Source organism: Promicromonospora vindobonensis (assembly GCF_042685865.1).
Classification (GTDB): domain Bacteria; phylum Actinomycetota; class Actinomycetes; order Actinomycetales; family Cellulomonadaceae; genus Promicromonospora; species Promicromonospora vindobonensis.
Genome location: NZ_JBHUOG010000002.1, coordinates 387,956 through 413,949, shown reverse-complemented (window position 1 = coordinate 413,949; position 25,994 = coordinate 387,956). Strand labels below are relative to the sequence as shown.

Sequence of the window (25,994 nt, the reverse complement as noted above, 5' to 3'; positions counted from 1 at the left end):
CGGGGCATCAAGCCCGCAGAGCACCGTCAGAGCCGCACGATCGCCGCGGCGGGGTTCTCGACGGCGTCGGCAACGGAACGCAGGAATCCCGCCGCAGTCGCGCCGTCGCAGACCCGGTGGTCGAAGACGAACGACATCTGGGTGATCTTGCGCGGCACGATCTGGCCGTCGACCACCCACGGCCGGTCGATGATCCGGCCGAGGCCCAGGATCGCGACCTGCGGGTGGTTGATGATCGCCGCGCTGCCGTCGACCCGGAGGCCGCCGTAGTTGTTCAGGGTGAACGTCCCCGCGGAGAGCTCCTCGGCCGTCGCCTTGCCGACCCTGGCACGGGCCGTCAGGTCGCGCAGTGCCGCGTCGAGCTCGACCGTCGTCATCGATCCCGCCCCGAGCACCGCCGGGGCGACCAGCCCGAGCTGGCCCTGGACAGCGACGCCGAGGTTGATGACGTCGGGCACGACGATCTCGTCGCGCTCGTTGTCGAGCCGCGCGTTCAGTACCGGGTAGACCTTGAGGCCCGCGACGACGAACCGCGCGAGGTAGGCGAGCAGGCCCGGCCCGGGGTCTGTGGGTGTGCGGGCGGCCTCGCGCAGGTCCCAGAGCGCCGTGGCGTCGACGTCGACCCAGACGGTCGCCTCGGGAATCTCCTCGCGGCTCCGCGACAGCACCCTTGCGGCCGCTCTCTGGAAACCGCTGAGCGGGATGCGCCGCTCGCCGGGAGTGCCCGGGGCGACGACGACGGCACCGGCACCGGCACCGGCACCGGCACCGTCGTCGTCGGCGTCGGCGACGAGGGCGGAGGCTGAGGCGGATCCAATCCCCCCTGCCGTCACGGGCTCAGAAGCTGGAGCCGGAGCCGAGGCCGAGCGCGCGCTCTCGACGGCGGCCCACACGTCGGACCTGGTGACGACGCCCCCCGCGCCGGTGGGCCGGATCGTGCGCAGGTCCAGCCCTGCCTCACGCGCCAGCCGCCGGACGATCGGCGAGATCACCTTGACCGGCCGGTTGTCCGGCACGGCGCCGACAGGCTGCACCGGCCCGGCACCCCGTGGCCGGCGTCGGCGGCCCTGGCCCGCTCCCGCCGACGTGCCGTACCCGATGAGCACATTGCCGGAGCCGGCCTGCTCCTCCTCGCGGTAGACCTCCGCGGCCGCGCCGGTGGCCTCGCCCGCGATCGTGATCAGCGGCTTCCCGACCTCCAGGAGCTCTCCCTCGGCGGCATGCAGGGTGCCGACCCTGCCGGCGTACGGGCTGGGTACCTCGACGACCGACTTCGCCGTCTCGACCTCCACCACCGGCTGGTCGATGGTGACGACGTCGCCCTCCGCGACCAGCCAGTGCACCACCTCTGCCTCGGTCAGGCCCTCACCGAGGTCGGGCAGCAGAAAGGTCTGTGCGGTCGCGGTGCTGGTCACGCGTCCTCCCACTGGAGCTCGTCGACGGCGTCGAGGATCCGGTCGACCGACGGCAGCTGGAAGTGCTCGAGCTTCGGCGGCGGGTACGGGATGTCGAAACCGGTGACCCGCCGCACGGGCGCCGACAGCGAGTGGAAGCAGCGCTCGCTCACCCGGGCCGCAATCTCGGAGGAGACGCTGGCGAAGCCCGCCGCCTCCGCGACGACGACGGCACGCCCCGTCGACTCCACGGCCGCGCACACGCCCGCGTCGTCGAACGGCACGATCGAGCGAAGGTCGACGACCTGCAGGCTGCGGCCGTCGCGCGCGGCCACCTCGGCCGCCTCGAGCGCCACCGGCACGGTCGGTCCGTAGGCGATGAGGGTGGCATCGGTGCCCTGGCGACGCACGACGGCGGTGCCGATGCCCGGCTCACCACCGCGGCCCAGGACGACCTCGCCCTTCGCCCAGTAGAGCTTCTTCGGTTCGAGGAAGATCACCGGGTCGGGCGAGGCGATCGCCTCGCGCAGCAGCGTGTACGCGTCCGCGGGATTCGACGGCGCGACGACGTGCAGGCCGGGGGTGTGCGCGTAGTAGGCCTCCGAGGAGTCGCAGTGGTGCTCGACCCCGCCGATGCCACCGGCGTAGGGAATCCGGACGACGATGGGCAGCGCGACGCGGCCGCGGGTCCGGTTCCGCATCTTGGCGATGTGGCTCACGACCTGCTCGAAGGCGGGGTAGGCAAAGGCGTCGAACTGCATCTCGATCACCGGGCGCATGCCGTTCATCGCGAGGCCGACGGCGAAGCCCGCGATCCCGGCCTCGGCGAGCGGGGTGTCGAAGCAGCGGTCCTCGCCGAACTCGGCGGTGAGGCCGTCGGTGACCCGGAAGACGCCGCCGAGCGGGCCGACGTCCTCGCCGAGGACGAGCACGGACGGGTCCTCCGCCATCGCGTCGTGCAGGGCCCGGTTGATCGCCTGCGCCGTGCTGAGCGTCGCGTGCTCCACCGCGGTAGTGGTCATCAGCGGGTCTCCACTCTGCTCTGCTCGTCCCTGCTCTGCTCGTCCCTGCTCTGCTCGTCCCTGCTCTGCTCGTCCCTGCTGAGCGCGTCACGGCTGAGCTCGTCACGGACCAGGTCGAGCTGCTCCACGAGCTGGGGGGTCGGCTGGGCGTAGACGAACCGGAACAGGTCCTCTGGGTCCGGCTCGACGTCCTGGTTGAGGCCGTCCCGCGTGCGGCGGGCGACCTGCTCGGCGGCCTCGGTGAAGCTGGCGGCGCGCGCGTCGTCGAGCACTCCCTCGGCCCGCAGGTAGGCCTCCAGCCGCAGCAGCGGGTCCTTGGCCGCCCACGCGGCGACCTCGTCGTCGGCGCGGTAGCGTGTCGCGTCGTCGGCGTTGGTGTGGGCCTGCATCCGGTAGGTCAGGCCCTCGACGAGCTGCGGTCCGGCTCCGGCGCGGGCCCGCTCGACCGCTGCGGACAGGACGTCAAGGAGCGCCGCGAGGTCGTTGCCGTCCACGTGCTCGCCGGGGATCCCGTAGCCGACGCCCTTGTGCGCCAGCGACGGGGCGGCCGACTGCCGGGCCAGGGGCACCGAGATCGCGTACTGGTTGTTCTGGACGAAGAAGACGACCGGCGCCCGGAAGACCGCCGCGAAGTTCAGGGCCTCGTGGAAGTCACCCTCGCTCGTGCCGCCATCGCCGCACATCGCCAGCACCACCGTGTTCTCCCCGCGCAGCCGCGCCGCGTGCGCGACGCCCACGGCGTGCGGGAGCTGCGTGGCCAGCGGCGTCGTCAGGGGTGCCACGTGGTGCTCGTAGGGGTCGTACCCCGAGTGCCAGTCGCCCTTGAGCAGCCCGAGGACGTCGACCGGATCGACACCGCGCGCGACGGCGGCCGCGGTGTCGCGATAGGTGGGAAAGAGCCAGTCGTCGTCGGTGAGCACCTGCGCGGCGGCGACCTGGCACGCCTCCTGCCCGAACGACGAGGGGTAGACCGCCAGCCGCCCCTGCCGCACGAGTGCGGAGGCCTGCTCGTTGAACCGGCGGGCGGCGACCATGCCCGCCAGGCCCCTGAGGAGCTCCTCGTGCGCGGGCAGACCGGCCTGGTCGGCGGCGGTCGGGCGGCCGTCCGGGTCGATGTGCATGACCGGCGCCCGGGACGGGAGCATGCGATCCGGGTCACTTGCTCTGCCTGCGATGCCTGTCATACCCGTCATGTAGATATCATGGTCAAGGTTCTATTCGGAATCCATCAACGGCGACGATCCGAGAGAACGTCCAGCAATATGCTGGTCATGCGATCCAAATGTCCAGCGGCGAAGGGGCTGAGGGCGTGGCGGCGAGACAAGTGGTAGCGGGCCTCGACGACGTCGACCAGCGCATCGTCGACGAGCTACGTCAGGACGGCCGCATGTCCATGCGAACGCTGTCCGAGAAGCTGCACATCTCGCGCGCCAACGCCTACGCGCGCGTGCGCCGCCTCGAGTCGACGGGCGTCATCCGCGGGTACCGCGCGGACATCGATCCGGTGCTGGCCGGGCTGGGCACGTCGGCCTACGTCACGGTCAACCTGGAGCAGGCGGAGTGGCGTTCGGTCCGCGAGGAGCTCCGCACCCTGCGCGGCGTCGACCACATCGGGCTGGTCGGCGGGGAGTTCGACCTCGTCCTGCTCGTCCGCGCGCGGGACAACGCCGACCTGCGGCACCTGATCCTGGACCAGATCCAGGGCATGAAGGGAATCGTGAACACGCACACGCTCCTCGTGTTCGAGGAGCCGATCCCCGCCGGGCAGACGACCACCGCCCCGCCCCCCGACGAAGACGGCTGAACCCGCGCTGCGCGGCCGGCTACTCGGGCTTCTCCTGCAGGGCCCGCACCTCGATCCGCGACCGCAGGGCCGCGGAGCACCGCTCGGCCCAGCCGAGCGCGGTCTCCTCGTCGGCGACGTCGATGATCCAGAACCCGCCGACATACTCCGGCGCGTCAACGAACGGACCCGGAACGCGCTTCGGCTCAGGTCCGGTGGCATCGACGGTGATCGCGGTCGACGGCGGGTGCAGCCCGCCCGCGGTGACGAAGGACCCCGACTCGGTCAGGGCGGTGTTGAAGGCGCCGACGGCAGCGAAGACCGCCTCCAGCTCCGCCGGGTCCATCTCCTTCATCGACTCCATCGTCGGTTCCTCTGCCGCATCGTGCGGCATGGTCAGGAAGTACTGGGTCATGGGACTGCTTCCCTTCTGATGGTTGGGCTGGATTCTCGTCGCGTGGTGGACGGCGGGCAACACAGGCCGCCGCCGTCACGCCTCGGGAGCGAACTCCTGGATCATCACCGGCGAGGCGTGGATGCAGACCATCCGCAACGTCCCGGTGCCGGTGTTGGTGAAGCGGTGCCAGGTGTCGGCGGGCGCGACGGCGGTGTCACCGGTCCTCGCGACGAAGGTCGCCTCGCCGACGACGATGGTCGCCTCGCCCTCCAGCACCGACCAGGTCTCGTCGTAGGGGTGCCGGTGGAGGCTCGGGCCCTGCCCGGGGTCGTTGGCGACGAGGAAGAACGAGACGTTGGACCCGTAGGACGCGCCCTCGAACCGGAGGGTGCGGCTGTCACCGATGCGGATGCTGTCGGCGGGGATCGCTGTGGAACTGGTCATGACGGGGGTTCCTCTCAGCGGGGAGTGCGTTCTGATGGCCCCACTCTCCGCCCGTCACGGCACCACTGACTACGCTTTCGACGTGGATCGAAAGTTCGTGGAGTTCCGGCTCGGTTCCAGCGACATCTCGGCGGTGCGATTCGGCATCTCCCCCGGGCACGAGCTGGTGCACGCGGTGCGCACCGTCCTGCGTCCGCAGAGCGCACCGTTGCACTGGGGGTGGTTCCGCGACCTGGACGGCAGGCCGTCCGGCGAGGCGTTCCGGCTGCTGGCCGTGATCTGCGGCGTGGACGGATACCTGCCCGACTTCCTCACCGCCACGCCGTCGGGCGACATGACCCCGGAGGAGGAGGCCGAACGGCTCCGCCAGGTCCCCGCCGAACGGCTCCGGTTCGACCTGGAGAAGATGGTGCTCCGCTCGACCGGAGCCAGGCAGCAGGAGATCCGCGACCTGATCGCGGCGCCGGACCGCGCAAGGACGATGATCGCCCAGGCATGGCAAGAGGTGTGGGACGCCCTGCTCGCGCCCGTCTGGCCGCAGATGCTGCGCCTGCTCCGCGCCGACGTGGCGGTCCGCGCGCGGCGGAGCAGCGACGCCGGTCTCGCCGAGATGGCCGGCACCCTGCACTCCACGGTGACCTGGGCCGACGAGGTGGTCCGCGTGCAGATGCGCAAGCACGAGGAGGTGGTCGACTGCGGTGGCACCGGCCTGGTGCTCGTCCCGTCGGTCATGATGGCCACCCGCGGCTGCGCCGTGCTCACCGAGCGCCCCGCGCAACCCACCATCTTCTACCCGGCGCACGGGGTGTCCGAGACCTGGCACCGCGACGGGGCCGACGCGCTCGCCGCGCTCACCGCCCTGCTCGGGGCGGCCCGCGCCCACCTCGTCCTCGAGCTCCAGCAGCCGCTGTCGACCTCCGAGTGCGCCAGGCTGACCGACCTCGCCGTGTCCACCGCGTCCCACCACCTCACCGTGCTCCGCGACGCAGGCCTGATCGACAGCCGCCGCACGGGCGTGCGCGTCCTGCACACCCGCACGCCCCTGGGCGAGGCGCTGGCGGGCGTCCGGTAGCCGACGTGGGTGGTGAACGCTGCTGAGCGCGGTTCAGCACGTGACCCTCAGTGGTCCCCGTGCGGCAGCTCCGCCTCGCCCTCCGCCGACATGCCGGAGTGCAGCGGCAGGAAAGCATGCAGGTGGCCACGCTCCGCCGCGATGTACTGGAGGTCGAGCTGGACCGCGGCGACGGCCCAGGCATCGACGGCCCGAGTACGCAGGTCGCCGGCGACGGCGGAGAGCCGCTCGGACTCCCCCGACCCGCCGCCCGCGCCGGCCAGCTCGACGACGTCGAGCGTGTCTCCCAGCAGCCGCGTGGAGAGCAGGAGGCCGTTGCGCACGATGTTGTGCTCGGACGATCCGGACGGCAGCGCCTCGATCTCTGCGCTGACCTCCTGTACGACGCCTCGCCACTCGCCCAGCTCGGCCGCCGTCGGGGGCTTCCCGTTCCCCTCCGGCCCGCCTGCCGACGCATCCGCTGCCGAGGCGTCGCCCGACTCGTCCCCCGTCGGCAACGCCTCGTACAGCCCGTCCATCACGGGCAGCAGCCGCTCCTGCGCCGAGGTGGCGAGCTCCGCCGCCGCGGTCAGGTTCTCGCCGTCTCGGGCGGCCTCCGCGGCCTCCAGCTCTGCCACCCGGGCGGGATCTACCTCGATCCCGCCGGGCGAGGGCTCCGCCGTTTCCCACGGCTGCACCACCAGCAGGGTCAGGGCCGTGGCGGCCACCAGCACGGCCGCCGCCACGGCGCCCCACCTCAGCCACCGGCGCCGCGTGGGCGCCGGCGGCCGAGGTCCGGGGCGGCCGGCACCGCCCCGGTTCGATGGACGTGCCGCGGCGCTCGGTCCGCTCCGCGGTGGGTTCCGCGGCCTGCTCCTCGTCTTCGGCACGCCCTTGCTCCTCTCGGTCAGGCCGTCAGGCCGGACAGGCCATCCGGTCGGTCGGTCCGGTCAGCCACGGCGACTACCCGCAGCTCACGGCGTCGTAGTCGTCCTCGACGACCACCTCGTGCGGCCCGTTGGTCGCGGTCACCGTTGCGGCCCCCGCGTCGAGCGCAACGGCGCCCGACCGGAACTGCTGGAAGACCGTCTCCCCTGGCAGCACCTCCTTGAAGGTCTTGCTCCCGTGCGCGGTGCTGAGCTCGAACCGGGCCGGGTCGGCGCCCGCGTTGGTCGCGCTCACCGTCACGCGCCCCTGCGGACCGGTGCACCGGCTGTCTGCCGCCACCTCGACCCGTGGCGGGTCCGGCTGGTCGTCGAACGTGAAGTCCTGGAACTCCACCGCGCTGCGGTTCGTCGTGCTGTGCGCGGTGACGAACAGCCCGACGTCCTGCAGGTCGGCCGCGCCTGCCAGCTCCTCCGGCTCCCCGATCTGGGTGAACGTCTCGCCGTCCGAGCTCCAGTACGCCGAGTACAGGTCACCGTCGCGCACGAGCCGCACCCAGGCCGGGTACGCCGTCGAACCGCCGCCCGTCGACGTCACGAGCTGGCCTGCGTCGTTGCCCCGCAGCCACTCGAACCCGCCGCTCGGCCGGAGGCCGAGCGCCGCGTAGCCCGGTGACGTGCCCGGCTGGGTCACGTCGTTGCGGACGATGATCCCCGCCTTGGCGGACCCGTTGGAATTCCCCTGGCTGTTGATCTTCACGGTGGCCGACCAGTGCCGGTCGGAGCCCTCGCGGTAGATCGTCGAGTACTGGTCGGTGCCCTGCCACATGTTGGCGCCACCCGACTCGATGACGTAGGCCCCGGAGGACAGCTGCTCGAACTCGCCGTCCGCGTTGCTGAAGGTCTGCATCCCGCCGAACATGTCGCCGACCTGCGCGACCACCACCCGGGACGTCGTCGGCAGACCGCGGTCGTTGGTCGCGACCGCCGTCAGGTCGTAGTAGCCGTCGGCGGTGACGTCCCAGGACGCCGCGTACGGCGCGGTGTCGTCGACGCCGATCGACGTCCCGTCGACGAAGAACTCCACCTGGCTGACGGTGTTCTCCGCGTCGGTGGCGTCGGCCGTGACCTCGATCTGGCCGTGCTCGAGCTCGGCTCCTGCCTCGGGCTCCGTTATCGCCACCTCGGGCCGCGTGGTGTCGCTGACGCCCTTGCCGTTCGCCTCCACGAAGTTGAGCAGGCGCTCACCCGGCCCGGGGAAGACGACGTAGAGCGCGAAGCTCTCCCCCGGGTCGTCGACGTCGACCCGCACGTCGGCGAAGTCGCTGACCCCGCCGCCCTCGATCTCCGCGGTCCCGAGCAGGTCGCCGTCCGGGGCTCCCTTCCGCAGCTCGATGGTGCCGGCGGCGGCCGAGGCCACCCGCAGCGTCAGGGCGTCGATCCCCGTGAGGTTCACGGGGTCGTAGGACGCCCATGCGCCGTCGGAGCCTGCGACGACGTCACCGCCGCCCTCGGCGTCACGGCTCGGCGCCGTCCTGGTCCCCTCCTGCTCCGTGTGGAACTCGGCCTGCCGCTCCTTGGGGAACACGAGGGTCGTGTCCGAGCCTGTGAGCGACGGGATGTCGCCGGCGCCGCCGTCGTCCTCGTACCGTGCGTCGAGCACGTAGAAGACGTTGGTGCCCTCCCCGTGCCCGCCGCCGAGCTCGGTCGCGACGGAGCCCGTGCGGCCGTGGAGCGGCTCGGACGGGTGCGCGTGCGCGTCGTGCCCGAGGGCCGGCTGGATGACGACTCTTTCGTCGTCGATGGCGGAACCGTCGGGCGAGTCCTCCGCGTCGGTCACGGAGACGTCCCACGAGATGGTGTCGCCGAACTCGAAGAACGAGCCCGTCGGCGGCAGCCCGAAGTCGACCTCCGGCCGGGTGTTGCCGACGGTGATCGGCACCGTGGCGGTCCCGTCCTTGCCTGCTGGGTCCGTGACGGTCAGCCGTGCGTCGTAGACGCCGTCCGCCGTGTACGTGTGCGATGCCGTCGGGTCGGTCGAGTCGGTGGTCCCGTCCCCGTCGAAGTCCCACGCATACTCGAGGTTCTCGCCCTCCGGGTCGGTGCTGCCCGTCCCGTCGAACTCCACCTCCAGCGGCGCGGTCCCGGAGTCCGGCGACGCCTTCGGCAGCGACTCGGGCGAGCGCGAGCCCGTCACGTAGTCCACCCGGTGCAGGCCCGAGTCGGGGTTGTCCCGGCCGAAGCCGCCGCCCCAGTCGAGCACGTACATGGCGCCGTCCGGCCCGAACTTCGCGTCGATCGGCGCGAGGAAGTCCTCGTCGGGCAGGAACCGGTTGACCTTCTCGACGTCGGTCTCACCCGGCGCCGCCTCGGGATCCTTCGGCTCGATCGTGAACACCTGGTTCCGCGACCACTCGTAGAAGAACGCCTTGCCCTCGAAGTACTCGGGGAACTTGGTGTCCGAGTCGAGCTCCGGGTCGAAGTCGTAGAACGGGCCACCCATCGGCGCGAGCCCGCCACCCTGGTTGATGGCGCCGGGCACGGAGGACCGCTGGTAGCCGTACCACATGTCCGCCGGCTGAGCCGCAGGCAGCTCGGTCAGTCCGGTGTTCCGCACCGAGTCGTTGACCGGTGCGTCGCAGTCGAAGAACTCGCCGACCGTCACCGGGCTGGTGCGGTAGTCGACGTCGCGGAACGGCTCGTTGTTCCCCATGCACAGCGGCCAGCCGAAGAAGCCCGGCTCCTTGATGAGGTTCCACTCCGCGATGCCCGCAGGGCCACGCTGGGCCAGGTTGTCGCTGCCGTTGTCGGGCGAGTAGTCGGCGACGCCGAGGTTGCCCGTCGCCGGGTCGATGGCGAACCGGAACGGGTTGCGGAAGCCCATCGCGTAGATCTCGGGCAGCGTCTTGTCCGCGGTGTCCTCGGACTCCGGGAACAGGTTGCCGTCAGGGATCGAGTACGTCCCGTCGTCCTCCGGGTGGATCCGCAGGACCTTGCCGCGCAGGTCGTTGGTGTTGGCCGACGTCTCCCGCGCGTCGTGGAAGGTGCCGTCCCGCTCGGAGATCGGCGCGTACCCGCCCGACGGTTCCGAGTGGGGGTTCACGTCGTCGCCGACGCCGAGGTACAGGTCACCGGTCGCGTGGTCGACGATCACGCCGCCGCCCGTGTGCCCCGGCTCGTCCGGCAGGCGCCGGGCGGGGACCTCGAGCAGCACCTTCTCGGACTCCGGGTCGATCGTCGTCGTCCCCGGGCCGTCCTGCGTCACCGTGAAGCGCGAGAGCCGGTTCGTGAAGCTCGCCGGGTCGGTGTCGTCCTCGCTCGCGGGTGACCAGTACTGGTAGAGGTACCCGTTCTCGGCGAAGTTCTCGTCGAGCGCTACGCCCAGCAGGCCGTCCTCACCGCCGGAGTAGACCGGGAGCGTCACCGCGGTGGACGTGGTCTGCGTCTCCGGGTCGAAGACCCGGATCTGCCCGCGGACCAGCTCGGTGAAGAAGACGCGGCCGTCCGGCGCCACGTCGATCCCGAACGGCGCGCTCGTGTTGGTGTCCAGCGAGACCTTCTCGAACTGGCCCCAGTCGGTGCCGCCGCAGTCACCCTCGGCCAGCCCCGCTGCCCACTGCACGCCGCCGACGATGTGCTGCACCAGCTCCGGCTCGTCGGTGTAGTGCGCGCCGAAGTGGCCCATGCCGGTCATCCACGCGCGGCCGCCGTCGTAGTACTTGCACCACGAGATCGGGTGGTCGTAGCCCATGGCGTTGCTGCCCGGGTCGTAGGTCGACTCGTCCATCGTCGCCAGCACGTGCGCGTCGCCGCGCACGTTGGTCGAGAAGTTGTACCACTCGTCCGCCCGGTCCCAGCGCTGCGGCAGGTGCTCCGTCGAGGGGTGCTTCCGGTCCTCGACGCGGACCGTGCCGGGCAGGCCCGGGCTCGAACCGGTGGCGGCGTGCCCCGGCATCAGCGACCCGATCATCTCGTCCCACCAGGCGTAGCTGCCGCGCATGTCCGTCGCGTTGTGGATGGCGACGATGCCACCGCCCGCCTGCTGGTACCGCTCCATCGCGGCCTTCTGCTCGGCGTTCCACGGGTCGCCCGACGCCTGGAACATGACCAGCGCGTCGTACTGCGCCAGGTCCGCGTCGTTGAAGACCGTCGGGTCCTCCGTGTGGTCGGACTCGATGCCTGCCTCGGCGAACGCCGCCTCGAGCACTGGCGTGCCCTGCGTGATCGCCTCGGCGTGCCGGTACTGGGTGGTGGCGGTGAAGATGAGGACCCGGCCCTCCTCCAGGGCCGCCGCCTGCTCCCCCTCGGCGCCGGCTTGCGGCCCGTCTGCGGCCGTGGCCGCCGGGACGGACGCGAGCGTGAGCGCCAGTGCTCCGACGGCGAGAGCCGCTATGGATCTCCCCCAGCGGGGACGTCGTGGTGCGGTCATCGTGTTGCCTCCTGGGCAGATCGACGTGCGGACCCGCCGGGGGTACCCCCGGCGGAGCGTGTTTCGTTGACCAGCCCGGCGTGCCGGCGCCGAGCGCGCTGCGCATCCTCAGACTCAGGCGCGTGCTCCTCAGACCTTGTTCGGTGGCATCAGTCCTCTCAGGTGGTCGAGGCCCTCGGTCGCGAGGGCGTCCTGGCTCGCGGCCAGCGGCCGCCAGATCGAGGCGGCGGTGGCGATCGTGGCGTTCTCCGCGGTGAACGACTCGATGACGAGCGGGCCGTCGTAGCCGGCTCGCTCGAGCCCGGCGAGCAGCCCCGGCCAGTCGATGCCGTCCGCGCCGGGTGCCCCGCGGTCGTTCCCGCAGACCTGCACGGCGGCGATGCGCGCCCCAGCGCGCACCACCGTGGCGGGCAGGTCCCGCTCCTCGATGTTCATGTGGTAGACGTCGAGCATCAGCCCGATCCCCTCGGCGGGCAGGCGTCTGACGACGTCGAGCGCCTGGTCCACCGTGTTGATCAGGCTCGTCTCGTAGCGGTTGAGCGGTTCGAGGCCGACGACGACGCCCGCTGCGATCGCGTGCTCGACGACGGGCGCGAGGTGCTCGGCGAGCTCGGCGTACGCGTCGGCCCGCTCCTGCGGCGTCGTGCGCCACGTGCGCCCGACCGACGCGTACGCAGGACCACCGACCACCCGGGCGCCGACCGTGTGCGCCGCGTCGACCACCGCCCGCAGGTAGTCCTGCGTCGCACGCACGGTTCCGGCGTCGGCGGCGACCAGCTCGCGGCCCTCGCCCATCACGAGGGACACGCTCGCAGCGAGGCCGTTGTCGGCGAGGACCTGTGCCGCACGGCCCGGGTCCCAGTCGCCGAGGTGCTCGACGGGCAGCTCAAGGACGTCGAACCCCCATCCCGCGACGCGGGACGCGATCTCGGCGAGCGAGCGGTCGGTGAGCGGCGACGTCCACACCCAGGTGTTGACGCCGACCGGCCACGTGGTCCCGCTCTTCGTGGGTGCCGTCATTCAGCGGTCCGTCCAGGCTTCGGGGTACCCGGGCAGGTCCTCGCCGCCGAACTTCGCGTAGTGCAGGGACGGCATGTCTGCGTTGGCGTCGAGGAACGCGGCGAGGTCGGCGTCGTCGACCGGCTCCTGGGGCAGCACCCACTCGGAGGGCACCTCCTCGCCGGCCCAGATCTTCTGCGCGGCAAGGATCGGCGTGCGCCACTGGAAGTTCGAGTAGACGTTGCCGATCGCCGTCATCCCCGTCTCGTCCCACTTGCGCATGAAGCTCATCTCGTCCTCGCCCACGAAGACGGGGTACGGCTGGCCGGCGTCCTCGAACGCCTCGACCGCTGCGACGGCTCCGTCGCCCGCGTCCATCCAGATGCCGTCGACCTCGCCGCGCTGCAGGTACTGGGTCACGAGGTCCTTGATCTTCGCGCCGTCCCCGCCGGTGAACTCGACCCCGACGACGTCGATGTCGGACTCCGAGAAGACCTTGTCCGCCGCGGCCCACCGGTGCTCCAGCACGTCCACGCCGGGCAGGATGCGCAGTGCCAGGACCGTCGAGCCAGGTTCCAGGTTGTCCACGAGGAACTCGGCGCCCACCGCGCCGTAGGCGTAGCCGCCGATCGGGTGGATGAACGTGACCATGCAGTCGGTGTTCACGCCCCGGTCGAACACGATGACGGGCTTGCCGCTCTCGCAGGCCGCCTCGACGGCCGGGGTCAGCGTCGCCGTGGTCGACGGCGAGATGATGATCGCGTCGCAGTCACCCGCCTCGACGAACGCCTGGATGTCGGATATCTGCTTGTTGTCGTCGTCGGCGGCGTCGGAGACCCGGAACTCGCCGATCACGCCCTCCTCCTTGAGCACCTCGACCTGCTGCTGCATGGTGATCCAGCCGGTCACGCGCCACGGGTTGGAGACAGAGGCGTTGGAGAAGCACAGCGTCTTGTCGCCGCCGTCGCTCGCGAGGTCGGCGGTGTCCACGAACTCCGGCTCGATGGCCTGCAGCCATGGCTGGTCGGCCGGGCCTTCTGGCTCGATGTCGCGCTGGGCCAGCTCCCGGTCGTAGTCCGCCTGGACGAACCACTCGCTCTCGGCCCCGGACTCGGCGGGCGCCTCCTCGGCCGCGCTCGTCTCGGCGGCCGGCAGCTCCTCGGTCGGCGCGTCGGTGGTGCAGGCCGTCAGCAGGAGCAGTCCTGCCGCTGCCGTGCCCGCCAGCAGTGCTCGGATCGGTCGCATGTCCATCCCCTTTGATGAGTGCTGTCGTTCGATGGGTTCGAGCTCAGGTGCGTTGTCGACGCGCCGCGTAGGCGACGGCGACGATGATGATCACGCCCTGCACGGCGGGCCGGATGGTCGACGGCAGGGCGAGCTGGTTGAACAGGGTGAAGAGGGCTTCGAGGGCGAGCGCGCCGACCATCGCGGCGACGACGGTCCCGCGGCCGCCACCGAGGGCGACGCCGCCCAGCACGACCGCGGTGATCGCCATGAACTCGAGCCCCTGCCCCACCTGGGCGGTCACGCCGGCGAACCCGCCGATGAGTACCGCCGCCACCGTGGCGAGGAACGACGAGAGCAGGAAGGCCCGTGTACGCAGCCACCACACGGAGGCCCCGCTGTACGTGGTGGCAAGGGCGTTGTCGCCAGCGGCGACGAGCGACCGGCCGAACGGGCGGCGCATCAGCAGCACCGCCAGCCCGACGACGACGAGCGCCACCAGCAGCGCGTACGGCACCTGGAACTGCCCGGGGACGTCAGGGAAGCCCTTGCGGCCGAGGACCCGGAAGCTCTCGCTCAGCGCGCCGGTGGGCGCGCCGCCGGTCCACAGCCGGATCGCGCCGAACAGCACGAGCATCATGCCGAGCGTCGTGATGAACGACGGCACCCGCAGCAGGGTCGTCACCAGGCCGTTGACGAGCCCGACCAGCAGGCCGAAGGCGAGCATCAGCCCCAGCACGGGCCAGGTCAGCGCCTCCTCGCCGTCGATGAGCCGCGCCGCGATGACCACCTGGGCACCGACGAGAGAGCCGACGGACAGGTCGAACTCGCCCGAGACGATCACGAAGTACTGCCCCACGGCGAGGACCACCAGCGGGGCCGCCTTCTTGGCGAACGCCATGAGGGAGACCGGCTCGGCGAACGAGGGGTTGATCACGACGATGACGGCGAGGACCACGACGAGCAGCGCCAGCACCGTCCAGCTGCCGCCGGACAGCAGGCGCTCGCGCCACTGTCGCGCGGTGCCCCGTGCGGTCCCTCGCGAGGTGTCTGCGGTCAGGGTCATGCGGCGTCGCCTCCTCGGATACCAGCTCTGGTGCCGAACCGGATGCGCCGGCTCGCCGGGTCGATCTGCCGTCGTGCGTACAGGGCGACGGCGGCGATGATGATCGCGCCGCGCAGCACGTCCTTGAAGAACGGGTTCACGTCGAGCACGTTGAACGCGGTGTCGAGCACGGCGAGGATCGCCACGCCGCCGACGGTGCCGACCACCGAGCCGCGGCCGCCGAACAGGAGGGTGCCACCCAGCACCACGGCCGCGATGGAGTCGAGGTCGAGGCCGTACGAGTAGACGAGCGCGTTCCCCGTGCCGAACCGGGCGGCGATGAGGAGGCCCGCCACGCCCGCGCACAGGGAGCACAGCACGTGGGCCAGCACCAGGGTCCTGCCGGTGCGCACGCCCGAGAGCCGCGCGACGTCGAGGTTCCCCCCGACGGCGAACATGTGGTAACCCGCCCGGGTCCTGGTGAGCAGCACGAAGGCCGCAGCGGCCACGAGCAGCATGACGATCGTCGAGACGGGCACTGGGCCGATGCGCGTGTACCCGAACGCCTGGAACGCGAAGGGCACCTCACCCTCCGGCCCCTTGAACCGCGTGTCGAGGAAGCCCTTGACGATCAGTCCCATGCCGAGGGTCGCGATGAACGCGTTGACCCGCAGCGCAGAGATGATCAGGCCGTTCACGAGCCCGACGCCTGCAGCGACCGCGAGCGCCGCCACGACGCCGAGCCACACGCGGGAGGGGTCGCCTGCCATCGTCGTGGCGCCGATCAGCGAGCACAGCGCGACGACGTACCCGACCGACAGGTCGAGCGAGCGGCACAGGACGACGAGCGTCTGCCCGACGGCGACGAAGCCCAGCAGGCTCGTCTGCGTGAGCATGTAGCTGATGTTCTGCTGGGCGAAGAGGTTGCCGCCCTGGACGGCCACGAGGACGCCCGCGACCAGCAGGATGCCTCCGAGCGCCAGGTAGACGATCTCGGTGGACCCGAGGTGGTAGCGGCGTCGGGTGCCTGCGGTCCTGCTCGTTCCGGCGCTGCTGCTGGTGCTGGTCGTCATGCCGCCCCCGTCGCCAGGGCCATGATGGCCGCTTCGTCGCTGCCGCCCGGCAGCTCGCCTGCGATCCGGCCGTCGCGCACCACGAGGATGCGGTCGGCCATCGCGACGACCTCGGGCAGCTCGGAGGAGATGAGCAGCACGGCGGTCCCGTCGGCGGTCAGGGTCCGCATGAGGTCGTAGACGGCGCGCTTGGCGCCGACGTCGATGCCGCGCGTCGGCTCGTCCAGCACGATGACCCGCGGCTCGGTGACGAGCCACTTCGCGAGGACCACCTTCTGCTGGTTGCCGCCGGAGAGGTACTGGACCTCGGCGTCCTGGGAGCTCGCGACGACCTCGAGCGACGACAGGATGCCGGTGATCCGGCGTGAACGGCGGTCCGAGGAGCCGGGCAGCACGGCGTCGAGCACGAGACGTGCGTTCGCGAGGACCGACTGCCCGAGGGCCAGGCCCTCGGCCTTGCGGTCCTCGGTGACCAGAGCGAGGTGGTGGCGGACACCCTGCCGCGGCGTGCGTACCTGGGCCGGCTGTCCGTCGACCGTCATGCGGCCGCGGGTGAACGGCGCGATGCCGAACACGCCGTGGGCGATCTCGGTGCGGCCGGACCCTTGCAGGCCGGCCAGGGCGACGATCTCGCCGGCGCGCACCTGGAGGTCGATGCCGTCCACCATGGTGTTGCCGGAACCTTCGAGGGCGAGCCGCACCTCGCCGGGCACGGCGTCGGCGGCCTTGTCGGGGAAGAAGCCGGCGAAGTCGCGCCCGACCATGGTGCGCACCAGCCGGTCCGGGCCGACGTCGGCGGCGGGGGCTGTCAGCACGTGGTTCCCGTCCTTGAGCACGGTGATGGTGTCGGCCAGGTCGTAGATCTCCTGGAGGCGGTGGGAGACGTACAGGATCGCGACGCCCCGGTCCCGCAGCCGGCGGACCAGCTCGTAGAGCAGCGCGACCTCCTGGTCGGCGAGCGCCGCCGTCGGCTCGTCCATGGAGATGATCCGGGCGTCGTACGAGACCGCCTTGACGATCTCGACGACCTGCTGCTGCGCGACGGACAGGGATCCGACGCGCGTCCAGGACTCGATGCCCGTCAGGCCGAGGTCGTCGAGGAGGCGGGTGGTGTCCGCGTGCAGCCGTCGCCGGTCGACGAGGCCGCGCCTGCGCGGTTCGCGGCCCAGGTACACGTTCTCGGCGACGGACCGGTCCGGCAGCAGGTTGAACTCCTGGAAGACCGTGGCGACGCCGGCCCGCTGCGCATCGAGCGGTGTCGGGAAGGCGACGACGGAACCGTCGAGCTCGATGGTGCCGGTGTCCGGCTGGTGCACCCCGGCGACGATCTTCATCAGCGTCGACTTGCCAGCGCCGTTCTCGCCCACCAGGGCGTGGACCTGTCCTGGGTACAGGGTCAGGTCGATGTCTCGCAGCACCGAGGTGCCGAAGAACTCCTTGCCGACGCCACGGAGGCGCAGGACGGGGTCGGGTGAGGAAGTGTGCGCGTCGTCATCGGCTCGCATATCCACCAATGTAGGGACCTTTTGGCTGATGTCAACCAAAAGTTGCATGTCACTTACGCGGCTTCTGTGGTTCGTGGAGCATATGGGCTATCTTTTGCCGATACGCGACCGCAAATTCACCCGGGAGGCTGCTGCCCATGCCCACCGACGGCCCCTCGAGGACGCCGCCCCTGTCACTGGGCACCGGCGACTTCTTCCAGCTGCTGCGCGACGGCAAGCCACGCACGCGCGCGGACCTGATCGCCATCACCGGCCAGTCCCGGTCGACGATCGCCACCAGGATCGACGCACTCATGAGCACGGGTCTGATCACCCCGGCGGGGACGGCGGGCTCCACCGGCGGACGGCGGCCGGCGACCTTCGCCTTCCACCCGGGCGCCCGGGTGGTCCTCGCCGTCGACCTCGGCGCCAACCACGCCCGGCTCGCGGTCACCGACCTCGCCTCGACCGTGCTCGCTGCGCACGACGAGGCCCTGTCGATCGCGGCAGGGCCCGACGTCGTCCTCCCGTGGGTGGCGCGCGCGGGCCGCAACCTGCTCGCGGCAGCGGGCCGCGACGTCCACGACCTCGCGGGCATCGGCATCGGGCTGCCCGGTCCGGTCGAGCACTCGACCGGCCGGCCCATCAACCCGCCGATCATGCCGGGGTGGGACGACGTCGACGTCCCTGGCATCCTCGGCGCAGAGCTCGGGGTCGCCGTGCTGGTCGACAACGACGTCAACATCATGGCGCTCGGTGAGTACCGGGCCGCGTGGTCGCAGGTCTCGGACCTGCTGCTCGTCAAGGTCTCCACCGGCATCGGCGCCGGCATCATCGCCGACGGCGCGCTGCGGCGCGGCGCTCAGGGCGCTGCCGGCGACGTCGGGCACATGGCGGTCCCCGGCGCCGACCACGTGCCCTGCCGGTGCGGCAACACCGGATGCCTTGAGGCGGTGGCGAGCGGCCAGGCCGTCGCGGCGGCGCTCTCCGCCCAGGGCCTCGACGCCGCGGACAGCGCCGGTGTCGTCGAGCTGGTCCGGTCACGGGGCGTCGCGGCGAGCCAGGCCGTGCGGCAGGCGGGCCGCGACATCGGCGGTGTCCTGGCCTCGTGCGTGAGCATGCTCAATCCGTCGGTCATCGTGATCGGCGGGGTCGTCGCCGACGCAGGAGAGCACCTCATCGCCGGCATCCGCGAGGCCGTCTACCGCAGGTCCCTGCCGCTGGCGACCCAGCACCTGCGCATCGTCGCGTCCCGTGCACGGGCCGGTGCGGGGGTCCTCGGTGCGAGCGCCATGGCCATCGACCACGTGCTGTCCCCCGCGGCGATCGACGCGCTGGCCGGCTGACGACGCTTCCGCGATACTGTCCCGAGGGAAAGGTGGCTGCATGGTATCGACTTGGGTCTGGGCCCTCACCATCGCTGGGATCGCAGGGCTCCTGGTCTTCGACTTCGTCTTCCACGTCCGCAAGGCACACGTCCCCACGCTGCGGGAAGCAGCGATCTGGTCGAGCCTCTACGTCGGTATAGCGATCGCGTTCGGGCTCGGCGTCCTCGTCTTCGGCGGCGCGACGATGGGTTCGGAGTACTTCGCCGGCTACGTCACCGAGAAGGCGCTCTCGGTGGACAACCTGTTCGTGTTCCTGATCATCATGTCCTCGTTCCGGGTGCCGCGGGAGGACCAGCAGAAGGTGCTGCTGTTCGGCATCGTGTTCGCGCTGATCGCCAGGACCGGGTTCATCTTCCTCGGCGCCGCGCTGATCAACTCGTTCGCCTGGGTCTTCTACCTGTTCGGGCTGATCCTGCTCCTGACGGCCGGCAACATGCTCCGGCCCGAGGGCGAGGAGTCGCACACCGGCGACAACGTGATCGTGCGGCTGGCCCGCAAGGTGTTCCACACCACCGACACCTACGACGGCGACAAGCTGTTCACGGTGGTCGACGGCAAGCGGACCATGACGCCGATGCTCCTCGTGATGGTCGCGATCGGCGGCACCGACATCCTGTTCGCCCTCGACTCGATCCCGGCGATCTTCGGGCTCACCCAGAACGTCTTCCTGGTCTTCACCGCGACCGCCTTCTCGCTGCTGGGGCTGCGGCAGCTCTACTTCCTCATCGACGGGCTCCTGGACCGGCTGATCTACCTCTCCTACGGCCTGGCCACCGTCCTCGGCTTCATCGGGGTGAAGCTGGTCCTCCACGCGCTGCACGAGAACAACGTCCCGTTCATCAACGACGGCCAACCGGTGACCGTCGTCGAGATCAGCACAGGGCTGTCGCTGACGGTGATTCTCGGCGTCCTGGTGATCACGACGCTCGCCTCGCTGTTCAGCAAGCGCGGGCGGGCGCAGAACGCGATCTCGAACGCACGCAGGCACGCGACCAGCTACCTGGACAGCGAGTACACCGCCGACGCCGCCGAGCGCGAGCGCATCTTCGGCGCCCTGCTCCGCGAGCGTGACCAGATCATCGCGCTGGGCCCGAAGTACCGGCAGATGGTCCAGGACGAGGCCACGCTCATGACCCTGCTCGAAGACGCCCTTGCCAGCCACGACGAGGCCGTGGCAAGGGGCGAGGCAGCACCCATCGGCGAGCCGAAGATCGTGCGGCGCCGGTAAGGAGCCGAGGTCCGTGGCACCCCTACGACCTGGGTATGACGTCGGCGGTGCAGAACCAGCCCGGGGCAGGACGCGGTGCGGCACCCGCCGTCCGTAACGTCTGCGACATGGATACCACCGTTTACGCGCCAGGGTCGTCGGCACCCGCTGTGCGCGCTCGTTCCCTGACGAAGACGTACGGCAAGGGTGAGGCCACCGTGCAGGCCCTGGACGGCGTGGACGTCGACTTCGAGCAGAGCCGCTTCACCGCGATCATGGGCCCCTCCGGATCCGGCAAGTCGACCCTGATGCACCTCCTGGCCGGCCTGGACTCCGCCACCAGCGGACAAGCCTTCCTCGGGACCACGGAGATCACCGGCCTGAACGACAAGGCCCTGACCCGGCTCCGCCGCGACCGCGTCGGGTTCGTGTTCCAGCAGTTCAACCTCCTGCCCATGTTCACGGCCGAGCAGAACATCACCCTGCCCGTCGAGCTCGCCGGCGGCACCGTCGACAAGGCCTGGCTGAACACCCTCGTGGAGACCCTCGGCCTCGGCGGCCGCCTGACCCACCGCCCCGGAGAGCTCTCCGGCGGACAGCAGCAGCGCGTCGCGATCGCCCGCGCCCTGATCGCCCAGCCCGACGTCGTGTTCGCCGACGAACCCACCGGCAACCTCGACTCCCGCTCCGGGGCCGAGGTCCTGTCCTTCCTGCGCCGCTCCGTCCGCGAGCTCGGCCGCACCATCATCATGGTCACCCACGACCCCTCCGCCGCCGCGTATGCCGACCGCGCCGTCCTGATCGCCGACGGCCGCATCGCCGGCGACATCAGCGACCCCACCCCCGAGTCCGCCATGGCCGGCCTCGACGCCCTCCGCACCCTCGAGCCCTCCGTCGCCACCGCGCCCGGGACGGGTGCGTGATGTCCAGCTCCTTCCCCACCGCACGCCTCACGCTCGCGCAGATGCGCCGGAGCGTCGGGCGGCTCACCGCCGCAGGCGTCGCCATCCTGATCAGCACGGCCTTCGTCACCGTGACGCTGCTCGCCGGCGGTGTCATCCAGGGCACCACCCACGACATGGTCGCGGCGGAGTACGCGAAGGCCGACGTCGTCGTGTCCGCCGACGACCCGGAACAGGGCGGATTCTCTGACGACACCGTCGACGCGGTCACCGCCGTCGACGGTGTCGACAGCGTCCAGCCCTCCCTCTCCTGGTACGGCGACCTGCGTAACGGCGGCAAGGGCGGCTACCAGCTGTTCGCCCCGGTCCCCGAGGACCCGCGGCTCTCGCCGCTCGAGCTCACCGACGGCGCCTGGCCCGCCGCGGGCGACGAGGTAGCACTGACGTCGAAGCTCGCCGAGCGGCTCGAGGTCGGGCTGGGCGACCAGCTGTCGGTCAAGCGCACCCTGTACCCGGACGGCTGGGAAGAGAGCCAGGCGGAGGACCCGGCAGCCGAGCTCGGCGAGCCCAAGGAGGTCACGGAGACCCTGACCGTGTCCGGCCTCACGGTCGACCCCTACGGCGCGTACACGGCCTTCGGCGGGGCCGCCGCGGTTCCCGCGGCAACGCTCCAGTCCTGGAGCGCGGCCGAGCCCTACTCCGACCCGGTCGGCGAGCTCCTCGTCGCGCTCGACGAGCCGCTGAGCGGCGGCAGCGTCCCCGCCGCCCTGGACGACGCCGTGCAGGCGGCCGTCGGCGAGGTCGAGGGCGGCGTCTCCGTCCAGACCACCGAGGCAGTGGCGACCGCGAAGACCGCGGAGCAGACCGGTGGCCAGGACCTCGTCTTCCTCGTGTTCGTGATGACCTTCGCCGCCATCGCGCTGCTCATCGCGGCCATGGTCATCACCAACACCTTCCAGGTGCTCGTGGCCCAGCGGACGCGGACCCTGGCCCTGCTGCGCTGCATCGGCGCGGGCACCGGCCAGCTCTACCGCAGCGTCCTGCTCGAAGCGGCGATCCTCGGCCTCGTCGCCTCGGCGGCGGGCATCCTGATCGGCGCGCTGCTCGCACAGGCCGCGCTGATGGTGGCGCCGACCTTCGACCTCGGCGTACCGCTCCCCACGACGATCGCCCTGACCTGGCAGTCGATCGTGCTGCCCCTCGTCGTCGGCACCGGCGTCACGGTCCTGGCCGCGCTCGCCCCCGCCCGCTCGGCCACCCGCGTCGCACCGCTCGCCGCGCTCCGGCCCTCCGACGCGCCCACGCTGCGCGCCCGGTCCGGCCGTGCCCGCCTCGTGATCTCGCTCCTGTGCATCGTCGGCGGCTTCGCGCTGCTGGGCCTCGGCGTCGTCCTCGGGATGCAAGGGTCACCGCAGTTCGGCCTCGTCGCCACCGTCGGAGGCGGCGCCCTCGCGTTCTTCGGAATCGTGCTGAGCGCGGTGCTCTGGCTGCCCCGCGTCGCGGCCTTCCTCGGCGCCCTCGTCGCCCGCACCGGGCCCGCCTCCCGCCTGGCGGTCGCCAACACCCTGCGCAACCCGCGCCGCACCGCGGCGACCTCCACCGCCCTGCTCATCGGCGTCACGCTGGTCACCATGATGTCCACGGGCGCAGCCAGCGCCCGCATCTCGGCGGACGCCCTGCTCGACGAGACGTTCCCTTATGACGTGAGCGTCTCGGCGTCGTCCCCTGACTACGTCGCGGACGTGCGCGACGCCGTCGGCGGCTCGGAGGGCGTCGCCGCCACCGCCCTCGTGACCAACGCGTCGGTGACGCTCGACGGCACGGACGAGACGAGCATCGTGGGCGCCGATCCCGCCGACCTCGCCGCAGTGGTGAACGTGCCGGAGGAGGCGAACCGTCTCACCGAGGGTTCGATCCTGCTCACCCAGGAGGCCGCCGACTCGCTGTCCCTCGGCGCGGGCGACGAAGCCATCCTCACGGGTCCGGAGGGCTCGGTCGACCTGACCGTCGCCATCACGAGCGCCGACCCGCTCAACCGGTTCGTCACCACCACCGACCTCGCCCGCATCACGGACGACTCGTGGACCGACGTCTGGGCCCACATCTCGGGCACCGATCCGGCCACCGTGCTCGCCGACGTCCAGGACGCCGTCGCGCAGGTGGACGGCGACGCGTTCGTCATGGGGCCGGCCGCCCAGGCCGCGCAGTTCCGGCAGGTCGTGGACGTCATCCTCGGCATCGTGGTGGGCCTGCTCGCCGTCGCCGTGGTGATCGCCCTGATCGGCGTGACCAACACGCTGTCCCTCTCGGTGATCGAGCGGACCAAGGAGTCGGCGACCCTGCGGGCCATCGGCCTGAGCAAGGAACAGCTGCGCGGCATGCTCGCCGTCGAAGGCGTGCTCATCGCCGGTGTGGGCGCGCTCCTCGGCATCGTGCTCGGGCTGATCTTCGGCTGGGCCGGCGCCGCGACCGTACTGTCCCTCATGGGCGACGTGCGGTACGCCGTCCCGTGGACGGACCTCGGAGTGGTCGTAGCCATCTCGCTCGTCGCCGGGCTCCTTGCCTCGGTGCTCCCGGCACGGGCCGCTGCCCGCACCTCGCCGGTGGCGGCGCTCGGGGTGGAGTGACGACCACCCGTCGCTGACGCGGCGCCCGTGCACAGCTGGTCTGTGCACGGGCGCCGCTGCTCTGCCCGGACTACCGACGCATCCCGTCCGGGAGCGCGCGCCGCGACGAGACCGCGACGATGACCAGGCACAGCGCGACCGCAGCCGCGCCGAAGCCGAACATCTCCCCGTACGACCAGGTGTCACGCAGCCACGCGAGCACCATCGGGACGAAGAACCCGAGGTAGGTCAGGGAGTAGAACACCGCGGTGAGCCCGGCGAGCTGCCCCGGTCCCGCGATGCGGGCAACCTCGCTCAGGCCGGCCACGAGCGCCAGGCCGTAGCCGGTCCCCAGCACCACCGCCGCAACCACGCCCACCGGCAGCGACACCACAGCGGACGCCCAGGCCGCGAGCGCCATCCCCGCGCCGACGATGGCCAGAGCCACCACCGACGCCCGGGCCGACGACGGCGTGTCGATCCGCCGGGCGAGGACCTGGATGCCGATGCCGCAGCCGAGGGCGAGGATGGCCATCGCCCCCGCGAAGGCGATGGGCAGGCCGCCGACGCGATCGGTGAGCAGGCTGGGCAGCACAACGAACGCGCATCCGGCGCAGCCGAACACCCAGGGCGCGAGCGGCACCACGACGCGCAGGAACCGGGGGTGCCCGACGGCGGTGATGCGCAGGTCGTCGAGCAGCGGCCCTCGCTCGCCGCGCGGGAGGCTCGGCCGGGTCTCCGGGACGCGGAGCAGGAACAGCCCAGCGACCAGGGAGCCGGCCGCATGCAGCACGTACGAGAGGAGCGTGGGCCACGGGGCGAACTGGGCCAGCATGGCAGCCACGCCCGCTCCCGCGAGGAACCCCACGGTCAGCGCCAGCGACCCTCGGCGAGGTCCGGCGGAGCGCTCGCCGGTGGCTGCGCTGAGCTCGGTGAGCCAGGTGGAGCCGACGGCCATGGCCAGCCCGAGCGCGACGCCGCACAGCAGGCGTCCGATCCCGAGCACCACGGGGCTGGCCGGGTCGAGCGCGAGCACGAGCGAGCCGACTGCCGAGATGGGCGCTGCGGGCAGCAGCAGCGGGCGGCGGCCGAGCCGGTCGGACAGCGGTCCGCCCAGCAGCAGGGCGGGCACCAGGCCGAACACGTACACGGCGAGCAGTGCGTCAACCGTGACGGGTCCCATGTCGCCCTGCTCGCGGTACAGCATGAGCAACGGCGTGAAGTCGTTGCCGCCCCATGCCACGGCCAGGAGGACGGCGGCGACCGGCCACCAGGTTCGCGCTCCCCTGGCTGGCCCGGTCGAGGCAGAGGCGTCCCCAGGACGGGAATGTGGCATGACCTCATCCTCCGCAATCGGCGTCCGGAGGAACAAGCCGTGGGGCTGTGACCGTGCGCACAGGCACGGTCACAGCCCCGGGGGTACGGCTGGTCGAGAGGCGGCTACTTGCTGTCGGCCGAGCCGTTCGCCTCGACGCTCTCGGCGTCGGCATCCTCGGTGTCGGCGGCGTCGGTGTCAGCCTTTTCGGTGTCAGCCTTCTCGGCGTCAGCCTTTTCGGCGGCGCTCCCGGTCTCGGCCGCGCCGGCGCTCTTCGCCTCGGCGCTCGTGGCCTCGGCGGAACCGGCGGCCTCGGCGTCCTCGTCCACGGGCTCGCGCCCCGGCTGGTACACGGACGGCTCGGGCTCCGGGTGCCGGCGCCCCTGCACCACGACGATCACGATGCCGAGCACGATCGCGGCGCCCGACGTCCAGATGTTCGCGGGGACGCCCAGCGGCGCATCGCTCGTCGGGTCGATGCGGATGGCCTCGAGCCAGCTGCGGCCGAGCCCGTACCAGATCAGGTAGAGACCGAACATGCGGCCCCAGCGCAGCCCGGCCCCTGGCGTACCGCCGTCGGCCAGGATGGCCGCGTTCCGGCGGACCACGCGCCGCTCGATGGCGAGCAGCAGGGCGATCCCGATCAGGTTCCAGATCATCTCGTACAGGAACAGCGGGTGGAACAGGGTGCCGGGGTCCGCCCAGTCGGGGAACATCGGCGCGTCGGCCCGGATCTCCAGGCCCCAGGGCAGCGTGGTCGGCAGGCCGAACAGCTCCTGGTTCACATAGTTCCCGAGCCGCCCGATCGCCTGGGCAGCGAGCAGGCCGGGGGCGAGCGCGTCAGCGAACGAGCCGAACCGCAGGCCGGTCAGACGGCAGCCGATCCAGACTCCGACCGCCCCGCCGAGCAGGGACCCGAACAGGGCGTTGCCGCCCTCCCAGATCCGCACCCAGGCCCACGGGTCGACGCCGGGTCCGGTGAAGTCACCGAGGTGGGTGAGCACGTGGTAGATCCGGGCGCCGACGATGCCGATCGGCACCGCCCACATCGCGATGTCGAGGGCGAGCCCGGGGGCTGCGCCGCGCGCGCGGAGCCGCCGATCCGTGATGTAGGCGGCGGCGGCGATGCCGGCCAGCAGACACAGGGCGTAGGTATGGATGGTGAGCGGGCCCAGGCTGAACTGGGACCACACCGGGTCAGGGCTGGGGATACTGGCCGGAAGCACGACCCGAAGGTACCGCGATTTTGCGGCTCCGTGGGCATCGGGCCGCAGTGGTCGGTAGAACGTCAGGTGATCGGTAGCCCGGGCTACCGATCACCTGACGTTCTACCGACCACACGCTGAG

The 25,994-nt window shown here is 71.5% G+C and carries 20 protein-coding genes; 6 read left to right on the top strand and 14 right to left on the bottom strand.

The window, feature by feature from the left end; genetic code table 11:
- Positions 1-26: 26 nt before the first annotated feature.
- The 3 genes from ACFS27_RS15080 to pdhA are packed head-to-tail and all read right to left on the bottom strand — an operon-like array spanning position 27 to position 3,609.
- Positions 27-1,415, bottom strand: a complete 1,389-nt coding sequence (locus ACFS27_RS15080; protein WP_377184392.1) for a dihydrolipoamide acetyltransferase family protein — start codon at positions 1,413-1,415, stop codon at positions 27-29.
- Positions 1,412-2,416, bottom strand: a complete 1,005-nt coding sequence (locus tag ACFS27_RS15075) for an alpha-ketoacid dehydrogenase subunit beta (protein WP_377184389.1) — start codon at positions 2,414-2,416, stop codon at positions 1,412-1,414. Before ACFS27_RS15075 ends, ACFS27_RS15080 begins: the two co-directional genes overlap by 4 nt.
- Positions 2,416-3,609 carry a pyruvate dehydrogenase (acetyl-transferring) E1 component subunit alpha gene (pdhA, locus tag ACFS27_RS15070; protein ID WP_377184387.1) on the bottom strand — a complete coding sequence of 398 codons (1,194 nt, stop codon included), beginning with the start codon at positions 3,607-3,609 and terminating at the stop codon, positions 2,416-2,418. Before pdhA ends, ACFS27_RS15075 begins: the two co-directional genes overlap by 1 nt.
- A 116-nt stretch (positions 3,610-3,725) precedes the next feature.
- Here pdhA and ACFS27_RS15065 point away from each other — a divergent pair, with 116 nt between their 5' ends.
- A complete protein-coding gene (locus ACFS27_RS15065; RefSeq protein WP_377184384.1) occupies positions 3,726-4,220 on the top strand; it encodes an Lrp/AsnC family transcriptional regulator in 495 nt (164 codons plus the stop codon).
- Between the two features lie 19 nt (positions 4,221-4,239).
- Here the strand turns inward: ACFS27_RS15065 and ACFS27_RS15060 are convergent, their stop codons facing one another.
- The gene (locus ACFS27_RS15060) at positions 4,240-4,614 is read right to left on the bottom strand and encodes a YciI family protein (protein ID WP_377184382.1); all 375 of its coding nucleotides are present in this window, start codon (positions 4,612-4,614) and stop codon (positions 4,240-4,242) included.
- Positions 4,615-4,689: 75 nt separating this feature from the next.
- Positions 4,690-5,040: a cupin domain-containing protein gene (locus ACFS27_RS15055; RefSeq protein WP_377184380.1), complete on the bottom strand. Its 351-nt coding sequence runs from the start codon at positions 5,038-5,040 to the stop codon at positions 4,690-4,692.
- Positions 5,041-5,122: 82 nt separating this feature from the next.
- On the opposite strand from ACFS27_RS15055, the gene ACFS27_RS15050 reads away from it, so the two are divergent.
- On the top strand, positions 5,123-6,112 hold the full coding sequence (locus ACFS27_RS15050) for an ArsR/SmtB family transcription factor (protein ID WP_377184377.1): 990 nt from the start codon (positions 5,123-5,125) through the stop codon (positions 6,110-6,112).
- Between the two features lie 47 nt (positions 6,113-6,159).
- On the opposite strand, the gene ACFS27_RS15045 is transcribed toward ACFS27_RS15050, so the two are convergent.
- The 7 genes from ACFS27_RS15045 to ACFS27_RS15015 form a co-directional block, all read right to left on the bottom strand.
- The gene (locus ACFS27_RS15045) at positions 6,160-6,837 is read right to left on the bottom strand and encodes a hypothetical protein (protein WP_377184375.1); all 678 of its coding nucleotides are present in this window, start codon (positions 6,835-6,837) and stop codon (positions 6,160-6,162) included.
- A gap of 217 nt (positions 6,838-7,054) precedes the next feature.
- Positions 7,055-11,404: a ThuA domain-containing protein gene (locus ACFS27_RS15040; protein WP_377184372.1), complete on the bottom strand. Its 4,350-nt coding sequence runs from the start codon at positions 11,402-11,404 to the stop codon at positions 7,055-7,057.
- A 129-nt stretch (positions 11,405-11,533) separates the two neighbouring features.
- Positions 11,534-12,424, bottom strand: coding sequence for a sugar phosphate isomerase/epimerase family protein (locus ACFS27_RS15035; protein WP_377184370.1), 891 nt, complete (start codon positions 12,422-12,424; stop codon positions 11,534-11,536).
- Entirely contained in the window at positions 12,425-13,654 is a 1,230-nt protein-coding gene (locus ACFS27_RS15030) for a substrate-binding domain-containing protein (RefSeq protein ID WP_377184368.1), read from the bottom strand.
- A gap of 37 nt (positions 13,655-13,691) precedes the next feature.
- A complete protein-coding gene (locus tag ACFS27_RS15025; RefSeq protein WP_377184366.1) occupies positions 13,692-14,693 on the bottom strand; it encodes an ABC transporter permease in 1,002 nt (333 codons plus the stop codon).
- Positions 14,690-15,745: an ABC transporter permease gene (locus ACFS27_RS15020; RefSeq protein ID WP_377184364.1), complete on the bottom strand. Its 1,056-nt coding sequence runs from the start codon at positions 15,743-15,745 to the stop codon at positions 14,690-14,692. The genes ACFS27_RS15025 and ACFS27_RS15020 overlap by 4 nt, the downstream gene beginning before the upstream one ends.
- Entirely contained in the window at positions 15,742-17,250 is a 1,509-nt protein-coding gene (locus ACFS27_RS15015; RefSeq protein ID WP_377184362.1) for a sugar ABC transporter ATP-binding protein, read from the bottom strand. Before ACFS27_RS15015 ends, ACFS27_RS15020 begins: the two co-directional genes overlap by 4 nt.
- A 137-nt stretch (positions 17,251-17,387) precedes the next feature.
- Between ACFS27_RS15015 and ACFS27_RS15010 the strand changes: the two genes are divergently transcribed.
- From ACFS27_RS15010 to ACFS27_RS14995, 4 genes are all read left to right on the top strand, one after another.
- Entirely contained in the window at positions 17,388-18,575 is a 1,188-nt protein-coding gene (locus tag ACFS27_RS15010) for an ROK family protein (protein WP_377184360.1), read from the top strand.
- Positions 18,576-18,615: 40 nt separating this feature from the next.
- Positions 18,616-19,845, top strand: a complete 1,230-nt coding sequence (locus ACFS27_RS15005; protein ID WP_377184358.1) for a TerC family protein — start codon at positions 18,616-18,618, stop codon at positions 19,843-19,845.
- A 107-nt stretch (positions 19,846-19,952) separates the two neighbouring features.
- A complete protein-coding gene (locus tag ACFS27_RS15000) occupies positions 19,953-20,747 on the top strand; it encodes an ABC transporter ATP-binding protein (protein ID WP_377184356.1) in 795 nt (264 codons plus the stop codon).
- Positions 20,747-23,353, top strand: a complete 2,607-nt coding sequence (locus ACFS27_RS14995; protein WP_377184354.1) for an ABC transporter permease — start codon at positions 20,747-20,749, stop codon at positions 23,351-23,353. The genes ACFS27_RS15000 and ACFS27_RS14995 overlap by 1 nt, the downstream gene beginning before the upstream one ends.
- A 70-nt stretch (positions 23,354-23,423) precedes the next feature.
- On the opposite strand, the gene ACFS27_RS14990 is transcribed toward ACFS27_RS14995, so the two are convergent.
- Both ACFS27_RS14990 and lgt read right to left on the bottom strand, forming a co-directional pair.
- Positions 23,424-24,668, bottom strand: coding sequence for an MFS transporter (locus ACFS27_RS14990; RefSeq protein ID WP_377184352.1), 1,245 nt, complete (start codon positions 24,666-24,668; stop codon positions 23,424-23,426).
- A gap of 104 nt (positions 24,669-24,772) precedes the next feature.
- On the bottom strand, positions 24,773-25,873 hold the full coding sequence (gene lgt, locus ACFS27_RS14985) for a prolipoprotein diacylglyceryl transferase (protein ID WP_377184350.1): 1,101 nt from the start codon (positions 25,871-25,873) through the stop codon (positions 24,773-24,775).
- Positions 25,874-25,994 lie beyond the last annotated feature (121 nt).

Bases quoted from the DNA above. Each gene is read 5' to 3' on its own strand.
- ACFS27_RS15000 (WP_377184356.1), top strand. From the start codon at position 19,953: ATGGATACCACCGTTTACGCGCCAGGGTCGTCGGCACCCGCTGTGCGC.
- ACFS27_RS15010 (WP_377184360.1), top strand. From the start codon at position 17,388: ATGCCCACCGACGGCCCCTCGAGGACGCCGCCCCTGTCACTGGGCACC.
- ACFS27_RS15020 (WP_377184364.1), bottom strand. From the start codon at position 15,745: ATGACGACCAGCACCAGCAGCAGCGCCGGAACGAGCAGGACCGCAGGC.
- ACFS27_RS15060 (WP_377184382.1), bottom strand. From the start codon at position 4,614: ATGACCCAGTACTTCCTGACCATGCCGCACGATGCGGCAGAGGAACCG.
- ACFS27_RS15055 (WP_377184380.1), bottom strand. From the start codon at position 5,040: ATGACCAGTTCCACAGCGATCCCCGCCGACAGCATCCGCATCGGTGAC.
- ACFS27_RS14990 (WP_377184352.1), bottom strand. From the start codon at position 24,668: ATGCCACATTCCCGTCCTGGGGACGCCTCTGCCTCGACCGGGCCAGCC.
- ACFS27_RS15040 (WP_377184372.1), bottom strand. From the start codon at position 11,404: ATGACCGCACCACGACGTCCCCGCTGGGGGAGATCCATAGCGGCTCTC.
- ACFS27_RS14995 (WP_377184354.1), top strand. From the start codon at position 20,747: ATGTCCAGCTCCTTCCCCACCGCACGCCTCACGCTCGCGCAGATGCGC.
- ACFS27_RS15035 (WP_377184370.1), bottom strand. From the start codon at position 12,424: ATGACGGCACCCACGAAGAGCGGGACCACGTGGCCGGTCGGCGTCAAC.
- ACFS27_RS15030 (WP_377184368.1), bottom strand. From the start codon at position 13,654: ATGGACATGCGACCGATCCGAGCACTGCTGGCGGGCACGGCAGCGGCA.
- ACFS27_RS15025 (WP_377184366.1), bottom strand. From the start codon at position 14,693: ATGACCCTGACCGCAGACACCTCGCGAGGGACCGCACGGGGCACCGCG.
- ACFS27_RS15005 (WP_377184358.1), top strand. From the start codon at position 18,616: ATGGTATCGACTTGGGTCTGGGCCCTCACCATCGCTGGGATCGCAGGG.
- pdhA (WP_377184387.1), bottom strand. From the start codon at position 3,609: ATGACGGGTATGACAGGCATCGCAGGCAGAGCAAGTGACCCGGATCGC.
- ACFS27_RS15015 (WP_377184362.1), bottom strand. From the start codon at position 17,250: ATGCGAGCCGATGACGACGCGCACACTTCCTCACCCGACCCCGTCCTG.
- ACFS27_RS15075 (WP_377184389.1), bottom strand. From the start codon at position 2,416: ATGACCACTACCGCGGTGGAGCACGCGACGCTCAGCACGGCGCAGGCG.